This is a genomic window from Moorena sp. SIO1F2 (genome assembly GCF_010672755.1).
Taxonomy (GTDB): Bacteria; Cyanobacteriota; Cyanobacteriia; order Cyanobacteriales; family Coleofasciculaceae; genus Moorena.
The window spans coordinates 1-10,972 of record NZ_JAAHFV010000223.1; the positions used below are offsets into that span (position 1 = coordinate 1).

Below are 10,972 nucleotides of genomic sequence, written 5' to 3' on the forward strand. Positions count from 1 at the left end.
TGGTAGATAAGTTGTGGATTTTAGGCAATAGGGAATAGGCAATAGGGAATAGACAATAGATAAAACTAGGAAAGAGAACCGATAATTTTTTCCTGTTCTTATAAATCAGCATTGGGTTTTATGATTTATTGGGAAATGCTATAGTTGAGCTTATTAAGATGCTATGGCACACCTGAAAAACTGGAAAACCATGACTTTATATGATTCTAATCCTAACACAAAAGCCCAACCCATAACTAAGGATTTGGTATCCATTTCTTAAGCCATTGATTATGATATGGCTAATTATAATTTTTGATTGTATATGTCATTGGTTTGCTAATTTCAAAAGTCAGCATAAGTATTGGTGGTTAAATTATTTGTAGCTTAAGGGATTGAGTTACAGTTTGTAAAACTAGGTGATAAAAGACTAGTAAAGGGTTGATGTAAAATTATGTCAAAAAAAATTTTTTCGGGCTTTAACACTGTATAATACCATTCGAAGTATGAAAATTATGTCAAAAAAAGCAAGTATGTCACAAAACATTAATCAAAGGAGAACAGTTCATGATTTTCCCAACGTGATTGCTGTCAAACGACAGGACTGTCTAGGTGGTTTTTTCACACCCACTCTTGCGGATATTACGGTTAAGCATAAAATGCTAGAGGACTATTTTCGTTCGCCAACCGTAGGTTTGCTCTTACCTCTTGGCTCTAAGCGGGAACAGGATACTTTTTCCGAAACTTTGAACTATTGCCTAAACTGGGGGATTGCATTAGAGAGAATTGTCGTGATACATTCACCGCGAGCGCAAGCTGTCGTGGATCACTTGGGGCTGAAGGAAAAAGGCTGCGTGATTCTCAACGAAGCAGCTATGCTTGATTTATTTAACCTAGAGCGCATTCACTCGCGCTTTGCAGTCGATCTTGCCAAACATAAAGGCAAAGGAAGAGCCTTTGCGATAGCTTTTGCTTACTTGAAATATGTTCAGCAATGGCAGACACTCAAAGATCTATTTGTTCTTGATGTTGATATCAACGCTACCCAATATCGACCACTTCACTATTTGGGATATGCCCAAGCTATTTTTCCAGATCAAGAGCGTCTATTTCTGCTCACGGCACAAAACAATACACTCAGGGATAATCACTATCTTTTTGTGATGCGCGATCCCTGGCGACATGAAAACGAACTTGGTTGCCACTATGCTAAACATTTTGATCGGCTCGTCTGGTCTCTAACTGGTGAAACAATGTTGAGATGGGATATGCTAGTCGAGCATATTCCTTTTGCGATCGCTTATGGGATGGAAACGGTGTGGCAGCTTTTTGCGGCAGATTGGGTTGCCCTTTCCCAGCAAGGTAACTATAAAGTTGCCCAAGTAGTTAACCCACAAACAAAAAGAGACGGGGGGAGTCTGGGGCAAAGTGGGCGTTGCTATGATGCGACGATGTACCGTCAATTGAGTCTGATGGCTTGGTTTCTGATTAAATATGGCAAACCGCTATATAAATTCACCCCAGAAGATTACCATACTGTTAATACCCGTTTAAGTCTGGTAAATCGTACTGCAATCTTGCCAGATAATGAAGACCATGGCCTCCCTTATGACGTTCAACTCCATTCTGATCTCTTTATCCCCCCTTTGGGAATGCTAGCCTCTGAAGATTGTTTAAATATTTAGCATTATTTAGCATTCCAAAGAGCTTAGACCACAAGTGTTGAATTGAGTAATAAACGTTACCCAAAATAACTGATATCTCTATACCATTTTTGTTAAACAACTTCATCAAGACACAGAGCAGGAATTACGATAAACATATACTTCTGGGCACTTGTCAGGCAAAAGGCTTGCATAAACAAGAATCGAAAACTACTTCTGCCCGATTCCCGACTCCCAGGGCGTGCGCTTTCCGACTCCCTGCTCCGTGCTCCCTGCCTAAATTTGAAACCGCAAAGCAGTTTATCGCCCAAGGGGCACGAGGATTATTACCGGAATCGGTCTTGGAGCATTTTGGTGAAACAGAGTGGAGTGCGCAACGGATTTGCGCTGGGTGGAACTCTTGCTTATGCTTGTGGATGCAATCCTCAGGTTTTTGGCAATGGAACACAGGAGGTTCTAGATGAGTGATTTCTTAACTCAGAACTGGGAAAAATTCTTAGAAATTCAGGCTATTGGTGATTGGAATGGCATATGGACTCGGCTGGCAGGGAATGGGGAGTTAGTAGAACGTTGTCTTGATGCAGTCGCTCATGGCGCATGGGTCTGTGTGCGGAACCTGCGTCCGCACCGCTGTTTGCCCCGTGGAAACCCCCTTTGGCGGCGCTGCATCGCTATCGATATGAAGATGGTAGGAGTGAGTCTAGAACATTTGGTCCTTACAAAAAAGGCAAGCTAACAACTCCCTTCTTAGACTATAGCTGGACTTGGGGATACACACCTAAGATTGAGCGGGGCCAGTTATATTATTTTGAGACATGCCTCAAGCACGAAAGGTTAGGAGTGAGTGGCGGCTGTAAGTATCTCGAAGATGGCTCATTACATCATGTTACCTCTATCTGGGAGACACTAGACTTCTTTCGAGGAGAGCCTAAAGAGATAGACTATACTTCTTCTGACAATTGGAAGGGGAGTATGATTTCCACTATAACCCCAGACTTAATTATCGCAACTACCAGTGATTGTCAGTGGAAGCCTATAGATGAATTAGCCCAGGAAAATATTATAGTCAGCTTCTCGAATGGAGTGACTGTTAGTCTCCCAGAAAGGTATGCCTATGATATAGAATCTCTTATAATCACGGATTCGTTAGTGAATCCCGGTCTTTTAAAAAGGGGAATCCGTCACTATAACCAGGAAATTCTCTCACTTTTCCCTAATGAATTTCATGAGATAACATCTTCAACTATTTATTGCAATTTTTTTTGCGATCGCATAAACTGGATTATAATTAGATTTAATAACAACAATGGGCACAATCAGGATCAGGATCAAAAAAAGCGATCGCTTGATTACTGATAGATAGCAAACTTCGGGATTAGGGATAACAAAATTTTAACACAAAAACACACAATCCGAAAAAAACTCATGATCCGGTGACTAATTATATGGAATTAAAAGAGCAAAACTGGAAAAACTTCACGGAAAACCATTTGCGGGAGTGGCATGGTATTTGGACAAGGTATTCTCCTGAAGGAGAGATAATAGAATCATTTCAAAGTCTAAGAAGCTTCCGCAGCAATCCAGAACAAACAGAACTTTATCACACTAATCGTTATATATACGCTGACGGTAGGATAGAAGAAAAAAAATGGCAGTCTAAGAAACAGGATAAGGTGTTACCTGATGGAATGGTTCACCCAGCATTTCCGTCAATGAGATCATTTTTCTTTGAACAAGGTGCAGCTACATGGTCAGCTAAACAGTTAGAACCTGGTTCGATCTTTCAACCGGCTGAATTGTTCTTCAAACATGAAGATATAAGACATAGTGTGCCAATTCTTTATGATACTAATGGCAGTTTGATGCGGATAGTGAGTATCCGTGAAGATGCAGCAGACTTCCCCAGTAACTATTGGTCAAAGGAAATCAATCTCTTACCTGAGAGAAATCTGAGTGGTAACTGGCAAGGAACTTCTGTTACCATGACCCCAGATTTAAAGGTTTCTGACCCAATAGCAACTCAACTAAACTGGCCCTTGGCAGGAAACAAAATGTTCTTTTTCCCTGATGGTATTTCTCTGAGTTGTCCTACTCAAGTCAGTATTGGCACTTCCTTTACCATTGCGGCAAATTGGCTAGTGACAGATTCCCAACTGCAACAACTTAGCGTTAACTATGATAATTATGGAGCCTTTTCTGGCTTGACGCTCGAACTATTGCACCTTTAAACTATAGAGCACTATCCCTAATGATTTGGATTTGGCATCATTTAGGTATCATCCTGCATATTTTTGACGAAAACCAAAATAAAATAGGGATACTAAATGAATTGTGATAATTTTTGTTCCCTACTCCCTACTCCCTAATCCCTACTCCCTGTTACATTTACTAGAGTTTTCTTAAGCTAATGAATTTAAATAAGTTTGTCGATCCCCGATATGATATTTGGATGAAAACAGCAACTATGCTGGAAGAACGTTATCTTTCCTTGGATAGTAATGTTGATTGGGATGGGTTACAAAAAAATATTCCTTCGGCTAGCAAAGAAAGAATACAGAAAATTTTTGATAAAATTAACAACAGTGAAAACCTTAATAAAGGAGAGCGAATTTTTTTGATAATGTTAAAGCTGCTCAATGATACCCCTGTCAATAATGAAGCAGAAATTATCAAACAATTACAAAACCATATTTGTGAAATAGAAACCATATTTGTGCCTTGGGATATTGTCTTATAAAATCAAAAAAGGAATCATCATGAAGCGGAAACTGATCCGATGAAATTAGCTGAGTTATATCGAACAGATTCCACAGAAAGAGCATTAAAAGACGCAATGGCAGGTATTCCCCCTCAGGAACGGGATCAATTTTATCGTGGGATTATGAAACCGCCATATCATACAGTTTCTCGTCGTAATATTTTTCCCGGAAAAGTAATTTATGGACTCAGTGGACACTTAATTGTAGTTGATGAAAATACTGGTTCTATCCAAATTCAACAACCTAAACAAAAAGGTTATTGGTGGTTTGATAAAGACTATTTTAAATCGATGCCTAACCGCCCCTATGTCTTTCAAAAACCTGGAGCTGATGGGACAAATGTTTGGGATAATTATACGTTTAATGAAGCAGCAGATATTAGCAACAAAAAAAGTTAATCTAGATTAAGGAATACAAAAGTACATCGGTCCTGTGAAATAAGCCAAGGGAAAAGAGCGAAGACATAGCGGTGCGCGCACCGTCCAGTTTTTACATTGGTTTGTACGCTCATAATTGGGTAAATTTTTGGGATGAATGTACCGAGTGCCAGTAGGGGTAGGGTGGGCAAATTTTGAGAATTTGATAATTTGATCAGCTCTGATGCCCATTTGCCCACCCTACCAGATCAGGCGATCGCACTGACAGTAGTTCCAAGAGCGATCGCACTTAACGCACCCGACAAGATCAGCGTACGCCCTGTTGTTGACTTGCTATACTCCGAAATAATTTCTTATCTCCTGGGCTTTATTTGCCGCCATATGTGGTGGAATACATGCGCGGTCTTGCGCGCAACGGTTGATTACTTGCCTTAAGTACCGTTCCAATTGAGCCTGATTAGCATTGTAGACATGAGCGTGCGCCCCCTGTAATTGCTGGTTTGGATCATGGGATGATATATGCTGCGGAGATGTCTCTCTCATTCGATTCCCCAGGAACTGCGCTCTGTTCAACGCTAATATCCCGCCTCTGATCGCACTGAACGTAAACATTTTATTGCCATAGTGCCACCCGATACTCGCACCGAAATCCGGGTCTGGTCCAAAGACACGAGCACTACCATCGCCTTGGTGGGCGGCATACCCCGCTCCTAGGTCTCTTCCTCTGTTTGCTGTTATGTCCTGTGTGTACGTCGTTATGCCCGTTCCTAACATGTGGGGATAGTCCGCTGTCTCTATATCCACCCACCAGTCTAGATTCACATCTTGATGATAGTTGTCATTTGGACCATAGATACGTCGGCCTGCGTTCACTTCGTCGTCATGCACCGGTAGGGTGACCACCGTCCGCTGGATTGTTTGCCCTTCGCTAATACTCGCCGTCGAGCCTCCTTGTTGGACTACATGAGTTAATTCATGGGCAATCAATTCCTGTCCACCTTTATGTGATGGATTATACTCCCCTCTCTTGAAAAAGATGTGATTTCCCGTGGTAAATGCTCTGGCTTGGAGGGAGCGATTCAGTGTGTCCGACTGACGGTCTGTGTGGATTTTCACTCGGCTAAAATCCGCCCCCATCGCTTGCCCCATCGACCGTTGTAGACCCGCATCCAAAGCTTGGCCACCACCCCGGGCACGGGATAGGGCTGATTCCAACTCAGGTGATGCTGCGCCACCTCCAATGGCTTTCCGACGGAGCACCAAAGGCTTCAACTGCAAGTCAACTACCGTCTCTTCGTCTCTCTGTAGCCTCTGATTCTCTTGCTTTGTCTGGATTTCTTTCCCTTCCCCCGACTGAACAGTCTCTCCTTGACTGCTAACCCCAGCACCAGGGGCATTAATCTGACTCACCACCTGACGGGCTACCCTGTCCGCTTGCTGCTCATACTTATCCCCAACTGCACCAATGGTTAACTTCGGCTGCACTACCGGTAATCCATTCCCACCCACAGGCACATTTACAAAGCTACGATTCAAACCAGACGCCCTATCAAGGTCGGAGTTTACCTGTTTTTCTGGCACCGAACGCACTGCCGCTCGCTGTAACCAACCACTACTGGGATGGGATGCACTCTGGGACTGTTGCTGATGTTTAGTTAATCCCTGACGCTTCATTTACCAGTCCTCCGTCCATAGATTGGGCATTTTTTATACCCATGTTTTCCGGTTTGATACTCTTAGTTACATTAAACTTCGCACTAGTTGTCTCGGTCAAGGGGAAGGGATTTGGGGTTTTGGGATTAGATTTTACTCTAGTGATTAATCTTCCGGTGGGCAGTGCTTACCTTCGCCCTTTGCCAGCAAATGTATCTGTTTCAAGCACTGCCCACCCTACAGGAACGATTTGCTATTCCTGAAGACTTTGCCCGACTGATTGATCTCACGTTCAATTATGTTCCCAATCTAGTGCGGCGGTTAACTGTAACTAAATTTAGTTGCATGTTCGGGTAATGCCTTTTATAATTAATCACTAGATGGGGTGTCAAGATGACTCGACAAGAAAAGCTGATAAAACGTTTTCTAAGTAAGCCGAAGGGTTTTACTTGGGATGAATTGACCAAGCTTTTGTCCGGACTCGGCTTTGAGGAGGTCAAAGCTGGAAAAACAGGCGGTTCAAGGCGACGATTCATTAACTCTGATGGCGTGGCGATCGCTCTGCACAAGCCTCATCCTCACAACACACTCAAGATGTATCAGATTGAGCAAACGATCGATATTCTTAGGCACGAAGGATTGTTATGAATAACTTTATGAAATACAAGGAATACCTTGGCTCGGTCAATTATAATGATGAGGATGAGATTTTCTACGGGAAAGTAGAGTATATTCGTAGCCTGATCAGTTATGAAGGTCAGGATGTTAAATCTCTTCGGGCCAGTTTTTACGAAGCAGTGGATGACTACCTAGAGCTTTGTAAACTCAAAGGGATAGAACCGGAAAAGCCTTTCAAGGGAAGCTTTAACATCAGACCTGGAACCGACCTTCATCGACGTGCTGCATACGCAGCTATTGAACGAGGGATAAACTTGAACCACCTAGTGACAGAGGCACTTGAGCAGTATCTGAGATAACTGCTTGACCCTGCTTCAACCGAAAGGCGGCGGAGTGGGAGCGATCGCACTCATGCACTGCCCACCCTACAGAAACTGCCAACCCTACAGGAACGATTCCCGATTCCCGATTCCCGATTCCCGATTCCCTAACCCCTCCTGGGAGGGGTTAGGGGTGGGTTCCGATTCCCGATTCCCGATTCCCGATTCCCGATTCCCGATTCCCGATTCAACACTTGCGGCCTATAACCTAAAATCCTCTGGATAAATTGGTATGTTTAACTTGCGAAACTCCGTCCGTGTGGCTGCCAATACCAATTCCATGGTTACGGGGGTACCTGCCTGGGCTGCTAAAAAAGCTGCATTGAGAGCAATATTATTAATACTACCACCGGTAAGATTAAATCGCCCCAAACGGTTATAATCTAATTCTTCTAAAGGTGTTTCCTCTGGAAAAACTTTCTGCCACATCAGCTTACGTTGCAACCTACCAGGGAAGGGAAACTCAATGATAAACCGCAGTCGCCGTAGAAATGCTTGATCTAGAGCACTCTTCATATTGGTTGCCAAAATTGCTAATCCCCGATAAGATTCTATCCGCTGTAATAGATAATTAATCTCTATATTAGCATAGCGGTCATGACTGTCTTTTACTTCACTACGTTTACCAAATAGAGCATCTGCTTCATCGAAAAATAAAATTGCCCCACCATCTTCTGCAGCATCAAATAAACGTCGCAGATTTTTCTCTGTTTCGCCGATATATTTACTTACCACTGCTGACAGGTCAATGCGGTAAAGATTTAGTTGTAAATTATTAGCAATCACTTCCGCTGCCATCGTCTTTCCGGTCCCACTTTCCCCAGCAAACAAGGCACTGATACCCATTCCCCGATTCATCCGTCGTTGAAATCCCCAATTTTCATAGACTTTACGACGTTGGTTAACTTGGTCAGCAATTTGATGGAGCAAGCCCATTTCTTCTTTTGGTAAAACTAGATCATCCCAAGTGGCTTTGGCATCGATGCGAGTCGCCAAGTTATCCAATTGCGGACGAGTGCTAAGTAAACAAGCATGCCAAAGACGAGTATGGAATTCGACCCTATCTGTTACCTTTTCATCCAGTGCTAACCGGGCATTCTGCTCAATAGTTGATAGGTTAAGATTAAACTGACTGGCTAAAAGGGAGGGACTTTCTGTTAAGCCAGCATCACCAAGACAGTTGCTCCAAGCTGCTTGTTGTTCTGGGGCGGTGGGTTTGGTAATATCAAGGGTAACACTGGCTCTACTTAAATGCGATCGCGCTTCCTGGGTATCGAGAAACAACAAACTGTGGTACCGTGATAAAAATCGGTGGAGTGGTGAAGCGGAACCAGTAGTTGCGGATTTTTCCTGTTCCTGGGCATCGAGGTAAAGCACCACTGGCATCAAAATACTTTCCCTCTCCCACAATCGCAAGAAAGTTTCCAATTCTGCGGCTGGGGTCGGTAGTAACCCCGATGGTAAGCGATACAGTTGCAAACCAAGAGCGGCAGCAGTATGACCAGCAATTAGCTCCTTACTAGGACTATCTGTACCCAACAACTGAATGATGGGTAAATGGGGTGCAGAGCTTGCTTGTTTGAGGTTGTTGATAATTTTTTTAACAATAGTTTCCTGAGAAGGAGGTAGGTTACCTGTGGGGCGTTCCACCCTCATTACTAAGGTTCCCAGTCGGTCATCTAAGTAATTTAAGCCTTTGAGGTAATTGACAATTCGCTCATCAGCTTGTATGGCACTAGTAATTAAAGGTTGATATCCTACCTGGTTAATTTCAATCAATCGCCAATAACGCAGGGGACGTTCCGGTGAAACTACATGCCAAGCCGGTTGGTCAAACAGGGAAAGCGCTAAAGCAAAGGTGGGATAGGGACGTTGTCCATCGTTTTGAGCCAAAGCACATAAACCAGCAATGCGGGTATCCAGTTCCATCCCCGCACACAACAGCAACACCCCTTGTTCAAAAGGGGATAGTCCAAACCGCTGACTTAAATACACCAAGGCCGGGTATGGCTCTATGGCTGCAACGGTTTCCATTGCACCATAAGCCTGCTCTATGTCTGTATCTATGACTTCTTTTCCAGCCAGCTGTTGTAAACGCAGACGCAGCCAATCCAGTGCCTTGGCTAAGTAGTTCTCATTACGTTCTAACCAGTAGTCTCCCCGACTCATGATAGCGATCTAAGGGTGAATTACTCATACAGCATGACTCAAAACTTATTACTTTTGGAATTCAGGTCAGTGTAGACAATTTTGAGAAATTGTTCGGGACTGAGAAACCCTTTTCCCCAGGTGGAATCGAACTCAGCAGTAGGCTTGGACCACTAGAGACATCAATGAAAGGATAGATGCCATTGAAGTAGAGTGACCAAGAATAGTGAACATCGGCTCAGTAAATTCATGGCTAATGAATTAATTAGTTGCTCAAAACCTTGTTGTTTTTTGCTATAATTTAGTTTATGAAAAATAATTTCAGAAATGATTCAGCAACGGTTACATTGTGAATCATTTCTGATTGCCATTCGGTTCCAATTCGGCTAAAACTATTTGGGAAAACTAGACTATTTGGTCAAACTAGTTAGTGTTAATTCAAACTTTCTTCCTCCTCCTCGTAGTTATTGTCCTCTACCCCCATCAGTTCAGAGATTTCTACGTCATCACCTAGGGGATTTTCTTCCTCTAAAATCTCCCGTGGGATCAGGCGATTATTAGACTCTAACCAATCTAAAAGGGAAGTTTCTTGCTTAAGGGGAATGACCTCAGCGAGTTGATCACGATGTAGTTCACGTAGAGCAGGATTGTACATAGGCTTCTTCAGCTAATATGGACGAGGTGAAAACCTTTAACTTTGAGTCTAGCAGTCAGCTAGAGGAAATCCTATGATTGGCAAGGCGGAACTCTTAGAAGCGATCGCAGGAAAGAATCGTGGTCTCTTAGCAAGCAAAACCGATAAAACAGCAATACTCGCAGCAGTTACCCAACTGGAAGGGAGAAACCCCACCCCTCGACCCCTTGAGGCGCAAGACTTGCTAGATGGTAACTGGCGTCTGCTATATACTACGAGTCAAGAACTTTTGAATCTTGACGGATTTCCCTTGGTACAACTGGGTCAAATCTACCAATGTGTTCGTACCTCAGATACTAAAATTTACAACATAGCTGAATTATCTGGTATTCCCTATCTCGAAGGTGTTGTCAGTGTTTGTGCTAGTTTCGAGCCAGTATCTCAATGCCGGGTTAATGTTAGGTTCGAGAGGTCTATCATTGGCCTACAAAGCTTCCTGAGCTATAGCTCTGCCAATGATTTCATTGAGCAAATCGAAGCTGGCAAAAAGTTCCCAGCTATTGACTTTCCCATCAATAGGGACAACCAACAGGGTTGGTTAGAGATCACCTATCTTGACGATGACCTGCGCATTGGACGGGGGAATCAGGGGAGTGTGTTTGTGTTAACCAAGAAATGAGTAGGGAGTAGGGAGTAGGGAGTAGGGAGTAGGGAGTAGGGAGTAGGGAGTAGGGAGTAGGGAGTAGGGAGTAGGGAGTAA

General features: G+C 43.3%; 15 protein-coding genes. 12 read left to right on the forward strand and 3 right to left on the reverse strand.

Annotated features, from left to right (window positions below; genetic code table 11):
• Nucleotides 1-494 precede the first annotated feature (494 nt).
• The 7 genes from F6J94_RS22555 to F6J94_RS22585 all read left to right on the forward strand — a co-directional run bounded on the left by F6J94_RS22555 (nucleotide 495) and on the right by F6J94_RS22585 (nucleotide 4,800).
• Nucleotides 495-1,664, forward strand: a complete 1,170-nt coding sequence (locus F6J94_RS22555) for a hypothetical protein (protein WP_293025527.1) — start codon at nucleotides 495-497, stop codon at nucleotides 1,662-1,664.
• Between the two features lie 167 nt (nucleotides 1,665-1,831).
• Nucleotides 1,832-2,107 carry a hypothetical protein gene (locus tag F6J94_RS22560; protein ID WP_293025529.1) on the forward strand — a complete coding sequence of 92 codons (276 nt, stop codon included), beginning with the start codon at nucleotides 1,832-1,834 and terminating at the stop codon, nucleotides 2,105-2,107.
• Nucleotides 2,104-2,379 (forward strand): DUF3598 family protein, encoded by a 276-nt coding sequence (locus tag F6J94_RS22565; protein ID WP_293025531.1) that lies wholly within the window; start codon nucleotides 2,104-2,106, stop codon nucleotides 2,377-2,379. Before F6J94_RS22560 ends, F6J94_RS22565 begins: the two co-directional genes overlap by 4 nt.
• A gap of 104 nt (nucleotides 2,380-2,483) precedes the next feature.
• Nucleotides 2,484-2,999, forward strand: a complete 516-nt coding sequence (locus F6J94_RS22570) for a hypothetical protein (RefSeq protein ID WP_367142256.1) — start codon at nucleotides 2,484-2,486, stop codon at nucleotides 2,997-2,999.
• A 77-nt stretch (nucleotides 3,000-3,076) separates the two neighbouring features.
• Nucleotides 3,077-3,871: a DUF3598 family protein gene (locus F6J94_RS22575; protein WP_293044337.1), complete on the forward strand. Its 795-nt coding sequence runs from the start codon at nucleotides 3,077-3,079 to the stop codon at nucleotides 3,869-3,871.
• Nucleotides 3,872-4,050: 179 nt separating this feature from the next.
• Nucleotides 4,051-4,380: a hypothetical protein gene (locus F6J94_RS22580; RefSeq protein ID WP_293044339.1), complete on the forward strand. Its 330-nt coding sequence runs from the start codon at nucleotides 4,051-4,053 to the stop codon at nucleotides 4,378-4,380.
• Nucleotides 4,381-4,419: 39 nt separating this feature from the next.
• Nucleotides 4,420-4,800: a hypothetical protein gene (locus F6J94_RS22585; RefSeq protein ID WP_293044341.1), complete on the forward strand. Its 381-nt coding sequence runs from the start codon at nucleotides 4,420-4,422 to the stop codon at nucleotides 4,798-4,800.
• A gap of 312 nt (nucleotides 4,801-5,112) precedes the next feature.
• Here F6J94_RS22585 and F6J94_RS22590 read toward each other — a convergent pair whose 3' ends face one another.
• Complete coding sequence (locus F6J94_RS22590; protein WP_293044343.1) at nucleotides 5,113-6,453, reverse strand: DUF4157 domain-containing protein; 1,341 nt, start codon at nucleotides 6,451-6,453, stop codon at nucleotides 5,113-5,115.
• Nucleotides 6,454-6,642: 189 nt separating this feature from the next.
• Here F6J94_RS22590 and F6J94_RS22595 point away from each other — a divergent pair, with 189 nt between their 5' ends.
• The 4 genes from F6J94_RS22595 to F6J94_RS22610 are packed head-to-tail and all read left to right on the forward strand — an operon-like array spanning nucleotide 6,643 to nucleotide 7,656.
• Nucleotides 6,643-6,789 carry a hypothetical protein gene (locus F6J94_RS22595; protein ID WP_293044346.1) on the forward strand — a complete coding sequence of 49 codons (147 nt, stop codon included), beginning with the start codon at nucleotides 6,643-6,645 and terminating at the stop codon, nucleotides 6,787-6,789.
• A gap of 36 nt (nucleotides 6,790-6,825) precedes the next feature.
• The gene (locus F6J94_RS22600) at nucleotides 6,826-7,080 is read left to right on the forward strand and encodes a type II toxin-antitoxin system HicA family toxin (RefSeq protein WP_293025542.1); all 255 of its coding nucleotides are present in this window, start codon (nucleotides 6,826-6,828) and stop codon (nucleotides 7,078-7,080) included.
• Nucleotides 7,077-7,409 carry a type II toxin-antitoxin system HicB family antitoxin gene (locus F6J94_RS22605; RefSeq protein WP_293044348.1) on the forward strand — a complete coding sequence of 111 codons (333 nt, stop codon included), beginning with the start codon at nucleotides 7,077-7,079 and terminating at the stop codon, nucleotides 7,407-7,409. Before F6J94_RS22600 ends, F6J94_RS22605 begins: the two co-directional genes overlap by 4 nt.
• Nucleotides 7,410-7,413: 4 nt before the next feature.
• A complete protein-coding gene (locus F6J94_RS22610) occupies nucleotides 7,414-7,656 on the forward strand; it encodes a hypothetical protein (RefSeq protein ID WP_293044350.1) in 243 nt (80 codons plus the stop codon).
• Here the strand turns inward: F6J94_RS22610 and F6J94_RS22615 are convergent.
• Both F6J94_RS22615 and F6J94_RS22620 read right to left on the reverse strand, forming a co-directional pair.
• Nucleotides 7,632-9,599 carry an ATP-binding protein gene (locus F6J94_RS22615; RefSeq protein ID WP_293044352.1) on the reverse strand — a complete coding sequence of 656 codons (1,968 nt, stop codon included), beginning with the start codon at nucleotides 9,597-9,599 and terminating at the stop codon, nucleotides 7,632-7,634. The genes F6J94_RS22610 and F6J94_RS22615 overlap by 25 nt on opposite strands.
• A gap of 412 nt (nucleotides 9,600-10,011) precedes the next feature.
• Nucleotides 10,012-10,233, reverse strand: a complete 222-nt coding sequence (locus F6J94_RS22620) for a DUF3134 domain-containing protein (protein ID WP_293025549.1) — start codon at nucleotides 10,231-10,233, stop codon at nucleotides 10,012-10,014.
• Nucleotides 10,234-10,306: 73 nt separating this feature from the next.
• Between F6J94_RS22620 and F6J94_RS22625 the strand changes: the two genes are divergently transcribed.
• Nucleotides 10,307-10,891, forward strand: coding sequence for a PAP/fibrillin family protein (locus tag F6J94_RS22625; RefSeq protein WP_293025551.1), 585 nt, complete (start codon nucleotides 10,307-10,309; stop codon nucleotides 10,889-10,891).
• Nucleotides 10,892-10,972: the final 81 nt, after the last annotated feature.